Source organism: Paenibacillus sp. 598K (assembly GCF_003851045.1).
In the GTDB taxonomy this organism is placed as follows: domain Bacteria; phylum Bacillota; class Bacilli; order Paenibacillales; family Paenibacillaceae; genus Paenibacillus_D.
Window position 1 is genome coordinate 65,144 of sequence record NZ_BFBX01000011.1, and the last position, 21,199, is coordinate 86,342.

20 protein-coding genes are annotated in these 21,199 nt (G+C 54.1%); 19 read left to right on the forward strand and 1 reads right to left on the reverse strand.

What is annotated here, in order from left to right:
* Window positions 1–8 precede the first annotated feature (8 nt).
* The 15 genes from PA598K_RS04515 (at window position 9) to spo0A (ending at window position 13,738) form a co-directional block, all read left to right on the forward strand.
* Entirely contained in the window at window positions 9–419 is a 411-nt protein-coding gene (locus PA598K_RS04515; RefSeq protein ID WP_128655760.1) for an Asp23/Gls24 family envelope stress response protein, read from the forward strand.
* A gap of 109 nt (window positions 420–528) precedes the next feature.
* Window positions 529–1,089: an alkaline shock response membrane anchor protein AmaP gene (gene amaP, locus PA598K_RS04520; protein WP_128655762.1), complete on the forward strand. Its 561-nt coding sequence runs from the start codon at window positions 529–531 to the stop codon at window positions 1,087–1,089.
* A 14-nt stretch (window positions 1,090–1,103) separates the two neighbouring features.
* The gene (locus PA598K_RS04525; RefSeq protein ID WP_128655764.1) at window positions 1,104–1,334 is read left to right on the forward strand and encodes a DUF2273 domain-containing protein; all 231 of its coding nucleotides are present in this window, start codon (window positions 1,104–1,106) and stop codon (window positions 1,332–1,334) included.
* A gap of 139 nt (window positions 1,335–1,473) precedes the next feature.
* Window positions 1,474–1,944 (forward strand): transcription antitermination factor NusB, encoded by a 471-nt coding sequence (gene nusB / locus PA598K_RS04530; protein WP_128655766.1) that lies wholly within the window; start codon window positions 1,474–1,476, stop codon window positions 1,942–1,944.
* Between the two features lie 21 nt (window positions 1,945–1,965).
* Complete coding sequence (gene folD, locus PA598K_RS04535; RefSeq protein WP_128655768.1) at window positions 1,966–2,826, forward strand: bifunctional methylenetetrahydrofolate dehydrogenase/methenyltetrahydrofolate cyclohydrolase FolD; 861 nt, start codon at window positions 1,966–1,968, stop codon at window positions 2,824–2,826.
* Window positions 2,827–2,830: 4 nt separating this feature from the next.
* Window positions 2,831–4,201 (forward strand): exodeoxyribonuclease VII large subunit, encoded by a 1,371-nt coding sequence (xseA, locus tag PA598K_RS04540; protein ID WP_185601554.1) that lies wholly within the window; start codon window positions 2,831–2,833, stop codon window positions 4,199–4,201.
* Entirely contained in the window at window positions 4,188–4,445 is a 258-nt protein-coding gene (xseB, locus tag PA598K_RS04545; protein ID WP_128655772.1) for an exodeoxyribonuclease VII small subunit, read from the forward strand. The genes xseA and xseB overlap by 14 nt, the downstream gene beginning before the upstream one ends.
* A gap of 7 nt (window positions 4,446–4,452) precedes the next feature.
* Window positions 4,453–5,355 carry a polyprenyl synthetase family protein gene (locus PA598K_RS04550; protein ID WP_128655774.1) on the forward strand — a complete coding sequence of 301 codons (903 nt, stop codon included), beginning with the start codon at window positions 4,453–4,455 and terminating at the stop codon, window positions 5,353–5,355.
* Window positions 5,356–5,468: 113 nt separating this feature from the next.
* Window positions 5,469–7,364, forward strand: coding sequence for a 1-deoxy-D-xylulose-5-phosphate synthase (gene dxs / locus PA598K_RS04555; RefSeq protein ID WP_128655776.1), 1,896 nt, complete (start codon window positions 5,469–5,471; stop codon window positions 7,362–7,364).
* Window positions 7,365–7,385: 21 nt separating this feature from the next.
* Complete coding sequence (locus PA598K_RS04560) at window positions 7,386–8,231, forward strand: TlyA family RNA methyltransferase (RefSeq protein ID WP_128655778.1); 846 nt, start codon at window positions 7,386–7,388, stop codon at window positions 8,229–8,231.
* A 310-nt stretch (window positions 8,232–8,541) separates the two neighbouring features.
* Complete coding sequence (locus PA598K_RS04565; protein WP_128655780.1) at window positions 8,542–8,991, forward strand: hypothetical protein; 450 nt, start codon at window positions 8,542–8,544, stop codon at window positions 8,989–8,991.
* A 17-nt stretch (window positions 8,992–9,008) separates the two neighbouring features.
* Window positions 9,009–9,470: a transcriptional regulator AhrC/ArgR gene (gene ahrC / locus PA598K_RS04570; protein WP_128655781.1), complete on the forward strand. Its 462-nt coding sequence runs from the start codon at window positions 9,009–9,011 to the stop codon at window positions 9,468–9,470.
* A gap of 39 nt (window positions 9,471–9,509) precedes the next feature.
* Complete coding sequence (recN, locus tag PA598K_RS04575; protein WP_128655783.1) at window positions 9,510–11,210, forward strand: DNA repair protein RecN; 1,701 nt, start codon at window positions 9,510–9,512, stop codon at window positions 11,208–11,210.
* 120 nt (window positions 11,211–11,330) lie between these two features.
* A complete protein-coding gene (gene spoIVB, locus PA598K_RS04580) occupies window positions 11,331–12,653 on the forward strand; it encodes a SpoIVB peptidase (RefSeq protein WP_185601557.1) in 1,323 nt (440 codons plus the stop codon).
* Between the two features lie 275 nt (window positions 12,654–12,928).
* Window positions 12,929–13,738, forward strand: coding sequence for a sporulation transcription factor Spo0A (spo0A, locus tag PA598K_RS04585; RefSeq protein WP_128655786.1), 810 nt, complete (start codon window positions 12,929–12,931; stop codon window positions 13,736–13,738).
* Between the two features lie 93 nt (window positions 13,739–13,831).
* Here spo0A and PA598K_RS04590 read toward each other — a convergent pair whose 3' ends face one another.
* The gene (locus tag PA598K_RS04590) at window positions 13,832–14,632 is read right to left on the reverse strand and encodes an alpha/beta hydrolase (RefSeq protein ID WP_128655787.1); all 801 of its coding nucleotides are present in this window, start codon (window positions 14,630–14,632) and stop codon (window positions 13,832–13,834) included.
* A gap of 294 nt (window positions 14,633–14,926) precedes the next feature.
* Here PA598K_RS04590 and PA598K_RS04595 point away from each other — a divergent pair, with 294 nt between their 5' ends.
* The 4 genes from PA598K_RS04595 (at window position 14,927) to PA598K_RS04610 (ending at window position 21,191) form a co-directional block, all read left to right on the forward strand.
* Window positions 14,927–16,489, forward strand: coding sequence for a response regulator transcription factor (locus tag PA598K_RS04595; RefSeq protein ID WP_128655789.1), 1,563 nt, complete (start codon window positions 14,927–14,929; stop codon window positions 16,487–16,489).
* 15 nt (window positions 16,490–16,504) lie between these two features.
* A complete protein-coding gene (locus tag PA598K_RS04600; protein WP_128655791.1) occupies window positions 16,505–18,259 on the forward strand; it encodes a sensor histidine kinase in 1,755 nt (584 codons plus the stop codon).
* A gap of 148 nt (window positions 18,260–18,407) precedes the next feature.
* Window positions 18,408–20,093 (forward strand): extracellular solute-binding protein, encoded by a 1,686-nt coding sequence (locus PA598K_RS04605; protein WP_128655792.1) that lies wholly within the window; start codon window positions 18,408–18,410, stop codon window positions 20,091–20,093.
* A gap of 132 nt (window positions 20,094–20,225) precedes the next feature.
* Complete coding sequence (locus PA598K_RS04610) at window positions 20,226–21,191, forward strand: ABC transporter permease (protein ID WP_128655794.1); 966 nt, start codon at window positions 20,226–20,228, stop codon at window positions 21,189–21,191.
* Window positions 21,192–21,199: the final 8 nt, after the last annotated feature.

Below are 21,199 nucleotides of genomic sequence, written 5' to 3' on the forward strand. Positions count from 1 at the left end.
CAATGCAAATGAGCACAATTGCTGCGGATTACGAGAAAACGGATATGGGAACGATTCAGATCGCGCCTGAAGTCATAGAAGTGATCGCTGGCCTCGCTACGATCGAGGTGCCTGGCGTCGCTGGCATGAGCGGAGGCTTCGCGGGCGGAATCGCCGAGTTGCTTGGCCGCAAAAACCTCTCCAAGGGCGTCAAGGTCGAGGTAGGACAACGCGAAGCGGCGATCGACGTCTCCATTATTGTGGAGTATGGCAATCGGATTCCTGATATCGCTTCGGAGATCCAGCAAAGCGTCAAGCGCTCGATCGAGACGATGACCGGATTGCTCGTTGTTGAAGTGAACGTTCATATCCATGACGTCCATTTCAAGGCAGCCGAAAAGCTGGAGGACGAGGACACGGCCGTCAATCGGCTGAAGTAGTTACGATGACATTTCGGACCCCCCTCGTGAAGGGCTTGCCAGCTCGGCACAGGGGGGATTTTGTTTGAAATCGCAGTTCATGCGTCAAGCGCCAAAGGAGGCCAGACGATTGATTAAAATAGTGGACAGGCTTCTCTTATTTATCTACAGTCTTATCATCGGCGCATTATCAGTCGTCATCGTGGCGCTCGCCGCCCGGTGGATCCCGCAGGCGACGACCAATCTATGGGTGCGCGAGCTGTATAGCGGCAAGCTGTGGCTGATGGTGACCATCATCGCTGTTGCGGTCGCCCTCCTGCTGATCAGCCTTCGTTTCTTCTACGTCTCTGTCAAGCGCGGCAACGCCGCTGCCCCTTCGATCGACCAGCGCACCGAGTTCGGCGATATCCGCATCTCGATGGAGACCGTGGAGAATCTGGCGCTCAAGGCCGCAGGCAAGCAGCGCGGCGTCAAGGATCTGAAGGCTCGCATCCGGGTGGCTGAAGCGGGGCTAATCATCATGCTGCGCGCTGTCGTCGATGGCGAGAGCTCGATCCCTGTGTTGACCGAGGACATTCAACGCGCAGTCAAGAACCATGTCGAGGAGGTCACTGGCATTCCCGTGGCCGATGTTACGGTGTTCGTCGCTAACATCATCCAGACCCAGACGTTCAAGAGTCGTGTGGAATAGAGGTGACGAATCCGATGTGGAGGGAATATTGGCTGCAATATCGGGGACGTATCGCAGGCATGACGCTTGCGGTATTTTTGGGGATGATCTATCTGATCGCAGGATTCTGGGATATGCTGTTCGTTGCGTTGCTGCTGTGGATCGGTTATTTTTTTGGCAAGCAGAAGGACGAGGCGGCTCCTCCCATGATCCCCTGGGGACGGATAACGGACTGGCTCACCGACCGCTGGCGCTGGTTCAAATAAATCCTGTGATTTCCTCCTTTCGTTCGTCTAAGGCGAAGGACGTCCGGTCAAGCCGGCCGCCAGCGGGAGGAAGTCATAGGTTTTTTGGGATTCTGGGGACATCAGGATCAGGACAAAACGTATCAATCAAGGAGGTTCCATGAAACGAAGACTGGCTCGTGAAATAGCGGTACAGGGACTGTACCAGATGGAAATGAATGACGTGAATGCTGCTGATGCTGTGGACATGCTGGTGGAGGAAGCGGCGCAGGAAGACAATGAGCTCGGTGCGGACCGGGGCGAGATGGCCAAAATCGACGCTTATGTACGCGAGTTGGTGAGCGGAGTCATCGAGCAGCGTCAAAGCATCGACGATATGCTGCAGCAATTCCTGACGGGCTGGCAGGTCGACCGTCTCTCGCGCGTCGACCGTCAAGTGCTGCGGCTCGCTTGTTATGAAATGGTCTACCGCGACGATGTGCCGCCCAAGGCGGCGCTCAACGAAGCGATCGAGCTGGCCAAGCACTTCGGCACGGACGAGTCGGGCAAATTCGTCAATGGCGTGCTGGGCAAGCTGCTGGGCGCCCTCGATCAGCTAAAATCCCGTTCCGAAGACGCATCTGCAACTTAACGATAAGAGAGGAGTCTGGTTATGAGCGCACAACGAATTGAAGGCAAAGAGATATCGGCAGCGATCCGCGAGGAAATCCGACAGGAGGTGCAGCGGCTGCACGGTCACGGCATCACGCCTGGCCTCGCCGTCGTGCTCGTCGGGGAAGATCCGGCATCGCGCGTCTACGTTTCGAGCAAGGACAAAGCCTGTCAGGAGCTCGGACTGTACTCGGAGGTACACCGGCTGCCGGAGGATACGACGCAGGAGGACCTGCTGGCGTTGATCGACCGTCTGAACCGCCAGACGACGATCCATGGCATCCTGGTGCAGCTGCCGCTACCTAGGCATATCGACGAGAAGGCGGTCATCGACGCGATCGCGGTCGAGAAGGATGTCGACGGCTTTCACCCGATGAGCACCGGCAATCTGATGATCGGCGACGACAGCCTGCTCCCATGCACGCCGGCCGGCTGCATCGAGCTGCTGAAGCGCTCTGGCGTGGAGATCGCGGGCAAGCACGCTGTCGTCATCGGGCGCAGCAATATCGTCGGCAAGCCGGTAGCGATGTTGCTCCTGCGCGAGCATGCGACGGTGACGATCTGCCACTCGCGGACGGCCAACATGGCGGAGATCGCTCGCAGCGCCGATATCCTCGTCGTCGCGATCGGCAAGGCCAAGGCAATCGACAAGTCGTATATTAAGCCTGGGGCTACAGTGATCGACGTTGGCATCAACCGGCTCGACACCGGCAAGCTGGCAGGGGACGTCGATTATGAGGATGTGCTCGACACAGCGGGGCTGATCACGCCGGTACCGGGCGGCGTCGGACCGATGACGATTACGATGTTGCTGGGCAACACGCTGAAGGCCGCAAAGCGCCTGAATGGCATCGGAGACTGATCGGATGGCGGAGCAACCGCGCATCTATTCGATCAAGGAGCTGAATCGATACATCCGGATGAAGCTGGAATCGGACAAGCTGCTCTCCGACATCTGGCTGCGCGGAGAGATCAGCAACTTTACGCATCACTCCAGCGGCCATATGTACTTCACCTTGAAGGACAAGGACAGCCGATTAAAATGCATTATGTTCAGCTCTCATAATCAACGCCTTCCCTTTATCCCGAAAGAGGGGATGAAGGTGATGGCGCGCGGCAATATCTCGGTCTACGAGCGGGATGGCAATTATCAATTTTATGCGATACAGATGCAGCCGGACGGGCTCGGCAGCCTCTATCTCGCCTTCGAGCAGTTGAAGCAGAAGCTGGAGGGCGAAGGGATGTTCGACAGCGGCCGGAAGCGGTCGCTGCCGTTGTTTCCGCGCGCAATCGGCGTCATCACTTCGCCTACCGGCGCGGCGGTGCGGGACATCCTGACGACGCTGGAGCGACGTTATCCGCTCATCCCTGTACTGGTCGCTCCGGTGCTCGTCCAGGGCAAGGGGGCGGCCCCCTCGATCGTAAGGGCGATCGAGCTGATGAACCGTCTCGGCGAAGCCGATGTGCTGATCGTCGGGCGGGGCGGCGGCTCCCTGGAGGAGCTCTGGGCCTTCAATGAAGAGAGCGTAGCTCGCGCCATCTCAGCTTCGGCGATCCCGGTCATCTCGGCGGTCGGTCACGAGACGGACTACACGATCGCCGACTTCGTCGCGGATCTGCGGGCCGCGACGCCGACGGCAGCTGCCGAGCTGGCGGTGCCGCATCAGGCGGAGCTGCGGCAGCAGCTCCAGCGGCTCCGCCAACGGCTACAGCAGTCGCTGCGCAGCAAGCTGGAACAGGAGAAGCAGCGGCTTAGACGCTTGCAAAGGTCGCCGCTGTTCGTCCACCCGCGGCGATACTTGCTGGAGCCTGCCGAACGGCTAGACCGGCTGCGGGAGCAACTGCAGCAGCGTACGGCGCGGCGGCTAGCGGCTGCCGGAGAGCGGCTCGGACGCGCCCGCGCCCGTTTGGCTGGTCAGCATCCCGGCGTCCAGGCAACCTATGCCCGACGTCGGCTGGCGACGCTGCAGCGGCAGCTGGAGCAGAGCGTCGCAGGCCAAGTACGGATGCAGCGTATGCAGTTGCACGGACTGATCCGCGGGCTGGACGCGCTCAGTCCGCTCAAGGTGATGGGACGCGGCTACAGTCTCGTCTATGACGAGAAGCAGCAGCGATTGATTCGTTCGATCAATGATGTCCAACCCGGCGATCTGGTGCAAGTGAATCTGTCGGACGGGCAGTTGGAGTGTCATGTATGGTCGATGAGAGGAGCGGAAGAACGCGATGGAAACGAATGACAAGTCGGTTAGCTTCGAGGAAGCGATGGAGCAGTTGGAGACGATCGTCGCCCGGCTGGAAAATGGAGATGTGCCGCTGGAGACGGCGATCGAGCTGTTCCAGGACGGGATGAAGCTTTCGCAGCTTTGCGGCAGCAAGCTGGAGCAGGTCGAGCGCCGAATCGAAGCGTTAATCGAGACAGCGGACGGCGTGCAGCGTCAGCCGTTCGCCGAGGCGCACGAGATTAGAGGGGAAGAGGCGTGAAACTGCGATGACGATCGAAAGCTATATCGAAAGGCAAGCGGCACGGATTGACGAAGCGCTGCAGCGCATCCTCCCGGACGAGTGGGATATCCCGGGCAAGCTGCGCGAATCGATGATGTACTCGATTACAGCTGGTGGCAAACGGCTCCGTCCGATCCTCGTTCTGGCGGCTGCCCGGGCAACCCGAGGACTTGAGGAAGTGGAGCGGGCAGCGATGCCGGTCGCCTGCGCGATTGAACTGATCCATACGTATTCGCTCGTGCATGACGACCTGCCGGCGATGGACGATGACGCGGTGCGCCGCGGCAAGCCGACCAATCATATCGTATTCGGCGAGGCGATGGCGGTGCTGGCGGGCGATGCGCTGCTGACGCATGCGTTCTATTGCATAACGAAGGCCGCCGAGCACGAGCTGGTGTCGGCGGAGACGGCGCTTGCGATTACGAGCGATCTGGCACGGCTATCCGGCGCTTGCGGGATGGTAGGTGGCCAGGCGGCGGATATTCTCGGCGAGCAGGGTGTCACTTCATTGGAGGAGCTGGAGTATATCCATCTGCACAAGACCAGCGACCTGGTCACCTTTACGCTGCTGGCCGGAGGGCGGGTAGGCGGCGCGGGGCCGGAGCAGCTGGAGGCGATGGCGGAGTTCGGCCGCAAGCTTGGGCTGGCATTCCAGATCCAGGATGATATCCTCGATCTGGTCGGCGATGAGCAAAAGCTCGGCAAGAAGACGAACAGCGATGTCGCCCAGAGCAAAGTAACGTATCCTTATCTGATTGGGCTGGAAGAGAGTCAGGCCTTGGTCGAGCGGCTTACCGAGGAAGCGAAGGCGAGCCTTGCCAGAGCCGACCTGCGCGAGCCTGAACGTCTGATCGAGATCGCCGATTATTTGATGCGGCGCGATCATTAGTGTCGTTTTCTGGAGCGCAATTGGGTTTATTATAGAATTGTGCTATAATAGCGGAAAAAGTCAGACGTTCATGGACATGAAGTGTTATCAGTCCAGGAAAGCGAGGCAAACACGTGCTGCTGGAACAAATAAAAGAACCGAAAGATCTTAAAGCGCTGTCGCTGAGCGACCTTGAGGAGCTGGCACAGGAAATCCGACAGTTCCTGATCGAGAAGCTGTCTGCGACCGGCGGCCATCTGGCGCCCAATCTGGGCGTCGTCGAGCTGACGCTTGCCATGCACTATTTGTATAATAGTCCCAAGGACAAGTTTATTTTCGACGTCGGCCATCAATCGTATGTGCACAAGATGTTGACCGGCCGGATGGATCGATTCGACACGTTGCGCCAATACAAGGGGCTGTGCGGCTTCGTCAAGCGCTCGGAAAGCGAGCATGACGTGTGGGAAGCCGGACATAGCAGCACCTCATTGTCGGCTGCGATCGGCATGGCGATGGCGCGCGATCTGAAGGGCGAGGACCATAAGGTCATCGCGGTTATCGGCGACGGCGCGCTGACGGGCGGGATGGCGCTGGAGGCGCTCAATCATATCGGCCACGAGAAGCGTCAGCTCATCGTCGTGCTCAACGACAACGAGATGTCAATCGCGCCCAATGTCGGAGCTATCCACAACTATCTCGGCAAGATCCGATCCGACAAGACGTACAAAAAAGCCAAGGATGAGCTGCAGTATCTGCTCAACAAAATTCCGGCGATCGGCGGCAAGCTGGCCAAGACGGCGGAGCGCGTCAAGGACAGCCTCAAATACATGGTCGTATCCGGCGTATTGTTCGAGGAGTTCGGCTTGACGTATCTAGGCCCGGTGGACGGTCACGACCTGCAAAAGCTGGAGGAAGCGTTCCTCCAAGCGAACAATGTCAATGGCCCTGTGCTGCTGCATGTCCTGACGACCAAGGGCAAGGGCTATAAGCCAGCCGAGGCCGACTCGCATACGTGGCATGGCATATCGCCGTACAAGATCGAGTCGGGTCAAGTGCTCAAGGCGGTCGGACCGCCGATGTACACGCAAGTGTTCGGGGACGCCCTGATCGAGCTGGCCGAGCAGGATGACCGGATTATCGCGGTGACGCCTGCGATGCCGGGCGGGTCCGGCCTGCTGAAGTTCGCGGATCGTTTCCCGGGGCGGATGATCGATGTAGGCATTGCCGAGCAGCATGCGGCGACGATGTCGGCAGCGTTGGCGCTCGAAGGAATGAAGCCGGTATTTGCCGTCTACTCGACGTTCCTGCAACGGGCATATGATCAAGTCGTGCACGATATTTGCCGGCAAAATCTGAATGTTGTCTTCGCGATCGACCGCGCAGGCTTCGTCGGCGCGGATGGCGAGACGCATCATGGCGTCTATGACATCGCCTTCCTCCGACACATCCCGAATCTGGTGCTGATGATGCCCAAGGACGAAAATGAGCTGCGGCATATGATGAAGACCGCGCTTGCTTACGACGGCGGACCGATTGCGGTGCGCTACCCGCGGATCAACGGCACCGGCGTTGAGATCGAAGCGGAGATGAAGCCGATCCCGATCGGTACCTGGGATGTCGTCCGCGAGGGCGATTCGGCCGTGATCGTCGCTATCGGTCCGATGCTTCAAGTGGCGGAGGAGGCAGCCGAGCTGCTGAAGCGCGACGGTCTCGGCATCCGCATCGTCAATGCGCGCTTTATCAAGCCGCTCGATGCCGAGATGCTGCGTCAGTTGGCGGCCGAAGGACAGCGTATCGTCGTGCTTGAGGAAGGTTCGCAGCAGGGCGGACTTGGCAGTGCGATCTTAGAGTTCTATTCGGAACAGGACATCCATGATGTGCCTGTCCGCATCGTCGGTATCCCGGACGCCTTCATCGAGCATGGCTCCATTAAGGAGCAACGCAGAGACTGCGGGTTGACAGGAGAGCGTGTCGCGGCGGAACTGATCAAGCTGCTGCCTCGTCAGCACAAGAGCGTATCGACTCAGTAAGCTAGGATTTGGGAGAGAGACATGACGACTGAACGCACGATCAAGGAACGGATTGATCTGCTGCTCGTGGAGCAGGGATTTTATGATAGCCGCGAAAAGGCGAAAGCGGCGCTGATGGCCGGTCTGGTGCTGGTCGACGGCGAGCGGATCGAGAAGAGCGGCACCAAGGTGCCTCGCTCGGCTTCCATTACCGTAAAGGGCGCCCTTCACCCTTACGTTAGTCGAGGCGGGCTCAAGCTGGAAAAGGCGCTCAAGCACTTCGGGATCGACCTGACCGGTGCGACGATGCTGGACATCGGCGCATCCACTGGCGGGTTTACGGACTGCGCGCTCCAGAATGGAGCCTCCTATGTGTATGCGATCGATGTCGGCTACAATCAGCTCGACTGGTCGCTGCGGCAGGATGAGCGAGTGTGCGTCATGGAGCGCACCAACTTTCGTTATATGCAGCCCGAGGATCTGAAGGGACCTGCGCCAGGGTTTGCGACGATTGATGTTTCGTTTATCTCGCTGCGTATCATTCTGCCTGCTCTGGCGGGATTGATCGCCAGCGGAGCGGGCGTGATGGCGCTCATCAAGCCGCAGTTCGAGGCGGGGCGGGAGAAGGTAGGCAAGCAGGGCGTCGTGCGGGACCCCGCAGTACATGAAGATGTGCTGCGACACGTGCTTAGCTTTGCTGCCGAGCTGGGCTTTGCACTGCAAGGCCTGACTTTTTCTCCGATTACGGGCGGAGAGGGCAACATCGAATTTCTGGCCTACTGGCTCTGGCGGCCTGGCCAAGAGGTCTCCGAGATCGATCAGGAGCAGATTGCACAGATCGTCCGAGAGGCGGGAGTGACCTTTGCGGCAGGCAAGACCAAGCGATAGCTGCTATACGAGCGATGCGACAGAAAATGTTGCATCGTTTTTGTTTTGGTTAGGGACATCACGGCAGTGCTGATAAAAGTAGTCCTCACCTGGCAGCTTGACATTAATCATAATTTTTTTGTTTTGGGTATAGCCAGACGGACAACAATTTGGTACACTAATATCGAAGCAAACAAGTGTTCGTAAACTGTGTAACAGGAATTTCATCCGCCCGTAGCGAAGTGTATGGTACATCCATTCACAAATGAGCAAGTTTAAAAAAATTGGTTTGCTTCATTTTTAAACTTGCTCAAAAAAGAGGCGGTGGGGAATGGCTGACTGGTTTATTATGTTCGTCGTCGGAGCACTCTTTCTAATATGGGTCTATAAGCGATTTTACGTCTGGCTCCACGAACCGGTGACGAATCGGCTCATCCTGCTCGACAACGGTGAGGAGCCGGATGGAGCGGATCGTCATGTACAGCTGTTGGAGGAGGCGGGCTATAGCGTCACTTCCGCCAGGCATCGGATCCCGATCGGCGTCGGACTGGACGGGGAGATGCTGAGCAGCAGACTTTATATTGACTATGTCGCGGAGAAGCGCGGCGAACTGTTTTTGGTCAAGACAGCCAGAGAGCGCATGCCGATGGATTGGACAGGCAGCGGCGTTCGCGACCGATTGCTGGTCTATTCCTTGCTGGTTCCCCACAGCGCAGGTATATTGTACGTCGATGCGAAGAATAATCAGATTCGTACAATTACCTTTCATGTGAATGAATGACAGAAGGGGGGATGCTCATGAAAGGCTTTCGACAGATCAAGATTAAGGAATTGATCGCCAAGCATGACATCGAGACGCAGGAAACGCTGGTGGACATGCTGCGGAGCAGCGGTCTGCAGGTGACTCAGGCGACCGTATCGAGGGATATTAAGGAATTGCAGCTGATCAAGGTTCCCACCGATGCAGGAGGCTATAAATATGCGATTCCGCAGGAGCATCGCATCAATCCGATCCACAAGCTGAAGCGAGCGCTGCTCGACCATTTCGTCCATATCGACTATACCGATCATCTGGTCGTTATGAAGAGCTTGCCCGGCACGGCCAATGCCTTTGGATCGCTGATCGACAATTTGGAATGGGAAGAAATCATGGGGACGATATGCGGCGATGACACGATCCTCATCATCTGCCGGAAGACGGAGCATAGCAGCGAGGTTGTCGAGCGTCTGCTATCGTTTATGAATGCGAATGAAAGTTAAGGGACAATTGCTGAAAAATAAGTAAAGGAGAGGTTAACTATGCTTCGAGAATTATCCATCCGCAATCTGGCGGTGATCGAACAGGTGACAGTTGGTTTCCATCAAGGCTTTCATGTGCTCACAGGCGAAACGGGAGCCGGCAAGTCCATCCTGATCGACGCGCTCGGATTAGTCGCAGGCGGCCGAGGGGCGGCAGATATGGTGCGCCATGGCTGCGACAAAGCGGAGATCGAAGCGATGTTCGACCTCTCGGATACTCATCCGGTATGGTCTGTATTATCCAGACTCGGAGTCACAGCCGACCCGCAGGAGATGCTGGTCATCCGCAGGGAAATATCCACTCAGGGTAAAAGCGTAAGTCGAATCAATGGCCAACTCGTCAATTTAACGATGCTTCGCGAGGTCGGGGAATGTCTCATCAATCTGCATGGTCAGCATGAGCATCAGTCGCTGATCAAAACCGAAAAGCATCTGGAGTGGCTGGATCTGTACGCGGGCATACCTCTCATGGAGAAGAAGCGGCTTTACCAGGTCGCTTACCGCAAGCATCAGCAGATCCGCACCAAGCTAAGGGAGCTGGAGGATAGCGCCCGCCAGAATATGCAGATGTTGGATCTGTACCGTTTCCAAATCGAAGAGATCTCGGCGGCTTCCCTCGTCATCGGCGAGGATGAAGCGCTTATCGAGGAGAAGCGCCGGCTGGCGCATGCCGAGAAACGGCTGGATTATGCCTCGGAAGCGTATTCCTTATTGCAGGCTGCAGGCGGTTTGGAGAAGCTTGGGGCTGCATTGGCCAGGCTGGAGGATATCCGGGCTTACGACCATGCCGTGCTGGACCCGCTCGTCGAGCAGCTACAGTCCGCGTATTATCAGGCTGAGGATGCGGCGTTCCAACTGCGCGGTTACCGTGACGGCATCGAAGCCGACCCGGAGCGGCTTGCCTATATTGAAGAGCGGCTCGATTTAATCCATAGCTTGAAGCGCAAGTATGGGGAGACGATACCGGATATTCTGGCTTATCTGGAGCGGATCTCCTCGACAGCGGATAAGCTGGAAAACCGTGATGAATATTGCCAGCAGCTTCGTGCAGAAGAGCAAGCCGCCTATGACGCTGCGATGTCTCAAGCGCTTGCACTGTCTGGACTGCGCCGACATGCAGCGGTTCGTCTGGCCGAGGCGATCGAAAGCGAGCTGAAGCATCTCCAGATGGAGCGGACGACCTTTCGCGTGCATCTGGATCAGCTGCGAGACGGCGAGACGGTGCGTCTGACGGCGCAGGGCGCAGACGAAGCAGTGTTCATGATTGCGCCTAATCCGGGCGAGCCGCTTAAGCCGCTCAACAAAATTGCCTCCGGTGGCGAGATGTCGCGGATTATGCTTGCTTTGAAGGCGATTTTCGCCGGGATTGACCTTGTGCCGGTGCTCGTATTTGACGAGGTCGATACCGGGGTGAGCGGACGGGCGGCTCAAGCGATTGCCGAGAAAATGTCCGACCTTTCCAAGCGCTGCCAAGTGTTTTCGATTACGCATTTGCCGCAGGTCGCGTGCATGGCTGACCATCATTACGAGATCTGCAAAAACATCATTGCGGAGCGTACCTCCACGTCGGTTACAGAGCTGCAGGTCTTTCGGCGTATCGAGGAGCTTGCACGCATGCTTGGTGGCGTCGAAGTAACCGAGAAGACGCGGCATCATGCGCAGGAAATGCTGGATCTCGCGAGTCGTCGCAAAGGGGCGTAGCACAGCCATTTCGGGAATGTTTTGTGGGACATAAAAGGGGGTTGGCGGGGTTACCTTATAGGTACGCCATTGACGGTGTCGACATCGTCATGCGATGGAACCATAGGGAGCGTGAACGCATTGAACTCCAGTCAACGAAAGCGATGGTTCGGTTTGGCATTGGCAATCATCGTTTGCCTGATCGGGCTTTCCTCCCCGTTTCAACACTTCGCATCCTTTCCGAATGAACTTCGCATGTTTGCCGGTCAATCCAAGCAACTGGATTATGCAATGCCGGTACACGCGCAGCTGACGGTGGATCCCGAGGTGGTACGCGTCAATGGATCGACGAACCGATCCGTCCAGGTCAATCTTAATCGCCCGCTCGCACTGGAGCCTTACGGGAGCGGCGAAACCGAGATGACCCTGAAATTATTCGGTACGATTCCCTTCAAAACCGTTAAGGTCAATGTCGTTCCCGATCTTAAGGTCATTCCCGGCGGTCAGACGATCGGCGTCAAGGTCAAATCCGCGGGAATCATGGTCGTCGGTCATCATCAGGTGACGGCCTCCACCCACAAGTTATCGCCCGGCGAAGCAGCCGGAATCGAAGTCGGCGATCTGATCGTCAAGGTAAATGGCGTACATTTGAACGAGGTAGCCAAAGTGGCCGACATGGTCAAAAAAGCTGGCAAACACGGAAAGCCGCTTGAGCTTGTCATCAAGCGTAAAGGTCAGACGCTGAACAAGCAACTGATGCCCGTGTTTGATGTAGAGGATCAAGCCTGGCGGCTCGGACTCTATATACGCGACTCTGCTGCTGGTGTTGGCACTTTGACCTTTTACGCGCCGGATCAAGGCGTATACGGCGCGCTGGGACATGTTATTACCGACATGGATACCCAATCCCCGATTGAAGTCGGCGACGGCGAGATTGTTCAGTCCAATGTTACCTCGATCAACAAAAGCCAAAATGGCGAACCAGGCGAGAAGCGGGCACATTTCCTGAAGAACAGCAAGGTGCTCGGCAATGTAAAACGCAATACAGCGTTTGGCATCTTTGGTCAGATGACCGAATTACCTTCTCATAGTTATGATACCAAGCCTGTGCCGATTGCATTCGCGGAAGAGGTGCAGGAGGGATCGGCCGAGATCTTGACTGTGCTAGACGGACAAAAAGTTGAACGATTTAAGATTGAAGTGTCTCATGTATCCAAACAGCAGTCACCGGCCACGAAAGGCATGGTTATTAAAGTGGTGGACAAAGCGTTGATCGAAAAAACCGGGGGAATCGTACAAGGGATGTCGGGCAGCCCCATTCTTCAAAACGGCAAGCTGATTGGCGCTGTGACGCATGTATTTGTTAATGATCCTTCATCGGGATATGGTTGTTTTATCGAATGGATGCTACAGGACGCGGGTGTGCTACTCAGCCCGTCCGCTTCCAAACTCAAGGCGAGCTAATGCCCGCCTTGAGTTATTTTTTTGTGGAGCCAGCGAATTTGTCGAAAAAAAAAGAAAGTCAACGAAAAAGCACGACTCATGGAACAAAATATTAATTATAAAGCATTGCAAAAAAAAAATAAAGAAAAATAATTTTCGACAGAAGGAAATCGCTAACGGATGTCGAAAACGTGTAGTACGAGCAGAAGTGGCTTCCGTCGAATGGACGTTCAGTAGACCTTCTGCGAGCTTGCTCCATCCAGTAGGAAATTAGATTTCAAAGGGAGGACCCACCATTGCAAAAAGTTGAAGTACTTTTGGCGGATGACAATCGGGAATTTACGAATTTGCTTTCAGAATATATTTCTGAGCAAAATGACATGGTTGTAACTGGTATCGCCTATAACGGTGAAGAAGTACTGCGCCATCTGGAAGAAATGAACAATGTTCCGGATGTCCTGATTCTGGATATCATCATGCCTCATTTAGATGGTCTGGGTGTACTGGAGCGGCTGCGTGAGATGAACCTCCAGTCAATGCCGAAAATTATTATGCTGACTGCATTTGGTCAGGAGAATATTACGCAAAAAGCGGTGCAACTCGGCGCCTCCTACTATATTTTGAAACCGTTCGATATGGAAATTCTCGCCAACCGGATTCGTCAGCTCGTCGGTCACACCTCCGTTACGTCCAGTTCAAGTTTTACAACGAGCAGCATGCCCAAGTCCAATGTTGTGCCGCTCGCCAAAGGCAAAAATCTGGACGCGAATATTACGAGCATCATACATGAAATTGGCGTACCTGCGCATATTAAAGGATACCAGTACCTCCGTGAAGCCATTACGATGGTGTACAACAATATCGAAATTTTGGGGGCCATTACAAAAACGCTCTACCCCGCGATTGCTGAGAAATTCAAGACGACGCCATCCCGTGTCGAGCGTGCGATCCGTCATGCGATTGAGGTCGCCTGGACGCGCGGCAACATCGACAGCATCAGTCACCTGTTCGGCTACACGATCAACATCAGCAAGTCGAAACCGACCAACTCGGAGTTCATTGCGATGGTCGCGGACAAGCTGAGAATTGAGCACAAGGTGTCGTGAAAGGGTTAGGACGGACAGCCATTGCAAAGGTGAGCTGTCAATCAAACGCCGCAACGCCTGGGGATATCCAGCGTGTTGCGGCGCTTGTGCTTTTCAGGAAAATAAAAGCTGTGAGAAGTGGTATAAATCGCGTTTCCAGACGGTGAAATCATGGCCGCCGATCTCTTCGACCCATATATGCGGCACCTGTTGTGCGGCCAAGTAATGATGCGTGCGGTTGCTAATGTACTTGAGCTCGTCGTCTACACCGCAAGATATCCAGAGCAAAGACAGCTCGTCTTTCAGCCTAGCAGGAGCAGGCGCCAGTACTTCAGGCTCGTATGTGTTAGGAGCAGGTGAGAAGGCGCCTACCCATGCGAAGCGGTCCAGATGCCGCAGCCCGAAGTTCAACGATTGGCCACCGCCCATCGACAGTCCGGCAATGGCCCGATGCTCTCGGTCGGTCCGTACCTTGTAATTCGACTCGACATAAGGAATCAAGTCGTCTAACAAATCCTGCTCGAAGGTCGAGAAGGCCTGTACGCGCTCCGGATCAAAAATATCTCCGACTGCCCGATCATCCCTCATCGCCCGACCGTTTGGCATGACGACGATCATCCGCTCCAGCTTGCCCCCCGCATACAAGTTATCAAAAATCGCCTGAGGGCTTCCTTGATCCGGCCACTCCCGTTCGGTGCCGCCGATGCCATGCAGCAAGTACAACACAGAACAGGGCTGTCCCGACTCATAGTCAGGCGGGGTATACACAACTGCTTGACGAGTTGTTCCCACTGTCGAGGATGGATAGCTTACCGTCTCCAGCTTGCCTTGTGGCTGATCCGTTAATGGAAGATCGTAGCCTTCTGGCGCCAGGTTGTAATCCAACTGCCTCGATACGTGTTGTATTTCCTTCATACCTGTTTCCTCCTTCGCATGTTGTTGCTTTCGCTCTCATCGTACCTGCCGTTGCCGATATGTGACAACCGGTCAAAGCATGGTTTTTTCTTGTTGCGAGCGACGCTTGCTGGTTTCAATTTAGACAAGTGTAGTATAGTTGAAGTAATCCGTCTATGCTTGCATGGTCGGAATCAGCAGTTTGGGGAAAGGTGTAAAATTAACTAAGCAAAAGCTAAACATCTGAAAGTCAAATGAGTCTTAAAGTAAGGTATAATTATTGAAAGCGGTTACCAATGCAAGGAGGGGCAGCCTATGTTTAAAGTCGTCCTGGTCGATGATGAAATCTATGCCAGACAGGGGTTAAAGCAATTTACCGATTGGAGCAAGCATGGATTCGATATTATCGCCGAAGCCGCCAATGGCGAAGAGGCACTACATATTATAGAGCAGACTGCGCCGGATCTTGTGGTGACCGATATTCGGATGCCCGAGCTGGATGGACTGCAGCTGATACAAGCCGTAAAGGAACAGACAACGCTGAAGCCTATATTCGTCATCATTAGCGGCTACAACGATTTTAGCTATGCCCAGCAAGCAGTGCGCTTTGGGGTAGAGGATTTTATACTGAAGCCAATCGACGAAGAAGAGATGGAGCAGTTGCTGGCCAAGCTTAACGTAGTCTTGAGCAAACGGCGAGAAGAGCAGGCCGAGCGCAGTCGGGCGCAGATTCAGTTTTATTTCGAACAAATGATCAACGGCCGGATGCCGTTAAGCATGACGGGCGAAGCGGAGGAGGCGCTGCAGCTGCGGGGCCGTAAGATGCGTTACGTGGAGATCGAATTCAACAACTGTGATCTGGTGCCGGGAACCGTCAGTCAGCCTGAAAACCTTCTCGAGACGATCAACCGATTGTATGGTCCAGGGGAACGCTACATTCATAAACGCCAGTCCGGCATCTACTCGCTGCTAGCGGCAGACCCTTCGATGGAATTTCGCGGGCGCGGTAGCTGGGGCGGGTTTCTTCGCGATTTTTACGACCGTTTGATCGCAGCCTTCGGAACACATGTCTATCTGTATGCAGGACAAGTCGCGCGCGACGTTTGCGAGCTTCATGATTCGTACCGCAGCACCCTTCAACTGCGCGCTTACAAATATGCGGTGCCTGAATTGCAGCCTTTTATCTATGAAGAGCTGCAGTCGGTCCAACTGCAATATAGCGATCTGGAGGATACGTTGTTCAGTCGGCTGATGGAAGCGATCGAGGAGCAGGAGGAAAACAAGGCATTCGACCTGCTAGATCAGCTTTATGTGCAATTCCGGGAGCAGCACTTCTCCGAATCGGCAGTCAGCCGTGCCGTCTCGAGATTGCTGTACGGGGTGGCGCGCATCATCGAGGCGATGCAAGGCAATGTTCGAGAGCTGCCTTCGTTTCACGCGATCAACGAGTGGTCCCAATCGTTGGTGACGCTCGACGGTTTGCGGGTGATGGTCATGCAATTCGTCAAAGAAAGCATTCGTCTGATTGGCGAGCTCCGCAAAGCAAACGGCAAAGGCAATATTCAAAAGATCCGCCAATACATCGAAGCGCACTACAACGAATCGATTAGTCTCAAGTCGATTGCCGCCCAGTTTTATATGAACCCCGTCTATTTAGGACAGCTGTTCAAGAAGACGCAAGGGATGTATTTCAACGACTTTCTGTTGCATATTCGGATGCGCGAGGCCAAGCGGCTATTGCGGCAGACTGAGCTTCGCATTTATGAGATAGCCGACCAGGTCGGCTTCAGCAATTCGGATTATTTTGTAACCCAATTCGAAAAAGTCGTCCAGAAGACGCCTAGTGAATATCGCAACGAACTTCACGCCAAAACCTAAAGCAGGGGACTACGGATGATAAAACTAAGTCTACATCACATCAAGCTCCGCGATAAAATGCTGCTTATCTATTTCCTATGCGTCCTTATCCCAATCGTACTGACCAACGTTATCTTTTACCAAGTGATTACTAATAATGTCAAGGCGCAACGGATGCAAGACCTCGCGCTGACGGCCGAGAAGGTTGCCAACGACTTGCGGGATCAGTTTGAGATTGCGGTTGGCATTTCTGAAGTGCTCAACACCGATTACTTCCTGAATGAAAGTCTGGAGCGTCAATACATTACGGACAATGAGTATGTGGACAGCTACAATACGAACGTATTCTGGATCCTCAATAAGTACAGCCCGGCCTACAGCTCCATCAAGCAGATCCGGCTGTATACCGACAATCCTACGATTATCGGCGGTGGTTATGTGCTGCCGATCACGGATGCGGTCGAACAGACGGGGTGGTACCGGAGGCTAGAGGTTATGGGCCAGATGATCATGTTCCGTCATCTTGAGCAAGGCGCGTTCGGCAAAGAGAATAATTATAGTATTATTCGAAAGCTGAACTACTTGGGCAACTTCGAGCGATGGACCAAAATCGTCAAAATCGATCTCCATCAGGATGCTATACGACAAGCGGTTGGATCGGCAACGCTTGACGGCGATGTGTACCTGCTCGACGAGAAGGGCGTTATCCAATATACGAACCGAAGCGACCTGGATTGGATCTCCGAACCGGTCGCTTTTGAAGCTTCTTTGCTGGCAGACGATGTGATCACCTTCGAGCATGACGCCGGGATTAACAACCTGAGCAACTGGTCGATTATGCTGGCGGTTGAGGAGCATTCGGTATTGGAGGAGGTCAGCAAATCAAAATCGTTTGTGCTCTATCTGGCGATCTCCAATCTGCTCGCGACAACGCTCGTCATCATCTGGATCACTCGCTCGCTAAGCACGCGTCTGGTCCGTCTGGTCCGTCACGTCAAGCAAGTGAAGCACGGTTCGTTCGAAACGGTCGCGCACGGCAACTACCGCGATGAAATCGGCCAGCTGACAAGCGAGTTTAATCGAATGACGAGACAGATCGGCACGTTGATCGACGACGTCTATGTCGCGGATATTCAGAAGAAGGATCTGGAGCTGAAGCGTAATCGAGCGCAGCTTCATGCGTTGCAGAGCCAGATCAATCCGCACTTTTTGTTCAATGCGCTTAACACGATTCGTACCCGCAGCCTGATGAAGGAGGAGACGGAGACGGCTCGCATTATTCATAATATGGCCAAAATTTTCCGCAAATCGTTGCAGTGGAATCAGGATTGGGTGTCGATCAAGGAGGAGATGGATCTGGTATTGTGTTTTCTGGAGATTCAGGTCTATCGTTTTGGCGAAAAGCTCGAATACGAGCTACATGTCGACGAGTCCGCCCATATGTGCAAAATTCCAAAAATGATGCTCCAAACGCTGGTAGAAAACGCAAGCATACACGGAATTGAACAGATGAAAGACCCGGGGCGCATCGAGATCTCGATTCGACGAGCGGATGGTTATTTGCATTGCACGATCAAGGATAATGGCGTAGGTATGTCCGAAGAGCGTCTCAATGAGCTACTCCGTTCGCTTTATGAAGGCGATGAGATGGGGGATAGCGTTGGACTCAAAAATCTTTACTACCGCCTTACCATGCACTATGGTCAAGCGGCATCCTTTGAGATGAAAAGCGAGCCTTGTCAAGGCACAGAGGTCAGACTTCGATTGCCTGAAACGCCTCCCGAGTATTAGATGGCGTTCAAAAGAGATTTAATGGAATTAAACATATTTGTTTTTTACAGTAAGGCATATAGTTTGTTGGGTGCCTTGAAAATGGATTTCAAATTATACTGAAAATGCTTACAAATACTAGAGTTTAAGAAAGGGGTTTGCAAAACAGATGAACAAGAAATGGCTAATGCTGACGCTGGCAACCATGATGCTGGCAACCGCTTGCAGCAATGGCAACAATGGACCAAACGATCCGCCTGCCACAGGCACGGATAAGCCGGACAACGGCGAAAAGCAGGTTGAAAAAGCTACCTTTACGATTTTTAACGCAGCCGGGGCAGCAAAGGATGTTAATACCAATGAAACGAAAATTGGTAAAATTCTAGAAGATCAGACAGGCGTCAACTTCCGTCTGGAATTCCTGGTCGGCGATATTAACACGAAAATCGGTACGATGATCGCCTCCAACGATTATCCAGATGTACTGATCCCCGATGCTGCGATCGATAAAATTCTCGATGCGGGCGCATTTATCCCGCTTAACGATCTGATCGAAGAGTATGGCCCGAATATCAAACGGGTATACGGTCCTTACTTCAACCAGATGACAGCAGAGGACGGCAATATTTACTTCCTGCCTTTCTCGAACCTGGTCAACGAGTTCATCCCGGATCCGAATATCGGGCAAGGCGCCTTCTGGGTACAACGCCGCGTATTAAAAGAAGCAGGCTATCCTGAAATTAAAAAGCTCGACGATTATTTCCAACTGCTCCGCGATTATCGCGCCAAACATGCGAGCGAGGATCTGACCGGATTTGTGAGCCTGACGCATGACTGGCGGTTCTTCGTCACCGCGAACCCGCCGATGCATCTCGAGGGCTACCCGAACGACGGCAACGTTATCGTCGATATGGATACGCACGAGGCTAAAGTCTACGCCAATGCCGATTCGACGAAGCGCTGGCTGAAGGCGCTCAATGATCTGAATGCGGAAGGTCTGTTCGACAAAGCTTCCTTCGTAGACAACTACGACCAATACCTGGCGAAGCTGACTTCCGGCAAAGTGCTCGGATTCTTCGACTACGGCTGGCAGGTTGCCAATGCGACCAACGCCCTGCGCGACGCCGCGCTGCAAGATCCGACGCAGGACGACTATCGTTACTTCCCGCTGCCGGTAACGTTCGATGGCGGCAAGGATCAGTATCTAGATCCACCGGGCTTCGTCAAAAACCGCGGCATCGGCATTACGCAAAGCGCCAAAGATCCAGCGCGCATCATTCAATACTTCGATAATCTGCTGACTGACGAGAACCAAAAGCTGGTCATGTGGGGTATCGAAGGCGAGACCTATGAAGTGAATGATGAAGGCCGCATGTACCGGACAAAAGAGCAAATCGACATGATTACCGAAGCGTTCAACGAAACGTTTGGCTTCAAGTACTACAGCTGGAACTGGCCTCGTTATGGCGGCGGCTCGTCGTTCGAAGACGGCAACTCCCTCGGCCCTGGCGAACAGCCGGAAGTATTCCAGATGGGTCTGACCGACGGCGACAAGCTGATCCTCGAAAAATACGGCGTTCAAACGTATGCGGAAATGTTCTCGCAGCCGGATGATCGTCCATGGTTCCCGGCTTGGGGCATCCCGAAAGAGCAAGGATCGCCGCAACAGATCTGGGAGACGCAGCGTGAAGAGCTGACGAAGAAATACTTCCCGCGTCTGGTCCTGTCCAATCCGAATGAGTTCGACGCAATCTGGACCGAGTATACGAATGAATTCGGCAAGCTCGATACAGAGGCTTATGAGAAGTGGACAACGGAAGAGGTTAAAAAGCTGATCGAACAAAACGCTAAATAAAAGTTCAAAAGTCGGTACATCGTGATTAAAAGCGACTTTTTGAACAACCTTTAAAGAAGCGGGCGGGCGGTTGCGTAGAGCAGCCGCCCACATACCGCCATAGACGAATCATGCCGGAAGGAGTAGATTGCTATGGAGAAGATCCCTGTGGGAACGTCAACGATCAAGGCGACAGCAGGAAAACCGGCTGGTTTTTGGACCAAACTGATTCGACAGCGTTCTCTTGTCTACATGTCGGTTCCTTTTCTCATCTGGTTGTTTATCTTCAAATATGTCCCGCTGTGGGGCTGGACGATTGCGTTTCAGGATTTTAAGCCGGCCAAAGGCTTTCTGGATCAAAACTGGGCAGGATTAAAGCACTTCCAATTTTTGTTTCAAGACGAGCGTTTTCTAAGGGTACTGCGCAATACGCTTGCGATGAGCGTCATCAATCTCATATTGGGCTTCGTTACGGCCATTAGCCTTGCGTTGTTGCTCAATGAGGTTAGACATATCGTCTACAAGCGTGTCGTCCAAACGGTAAGCTATTTGCCTCACTTTATTTCATGGGTCGTAGCTGCAAGCCTTGTCCAGTCTACCTTGTCTCCAGATGGCACGATCAACCAGTTGCTCGTCTGGTCGGGGATGATAGACAAGGGCAACGAGATTCTTTTCCTGGGGATTGGAGAGTACTTCTGGGGATTGTTCGGAGCAGCGTCGGTGTGGAAGGATGTCGGGTGGAATACGATAGTCTACCTGGCAGCGATGACTATGATCGATCCAGCCCAATATGAGGCTGCTGAAATAGATGGCGCTTCTCGTCTGCAACGCATCTGGTACATTACGCTTCCAGGCATCAAGCCGGTTATTATCGTCCTCTTGATCATGCAGATCGGTTACCTGCTGGAAGCCGGATTTGAGCCTCAATACCTGCTCGGCAATGGATTGAACATTGACTATTCGGAGGTCATCGATATTTTCGTCCTGAAGTACGGGATCGCGCAGGGCAATTTCTCGCTCTCGGTCGCCGCAGGAATGTTCAAGACCGTCGTCAGCTTTATCCTGCTCTTCGGCGCCAATCACCTGGCCAAGCGCATGGGAGAGGCCAGATTGTTCTAACCAGAGAA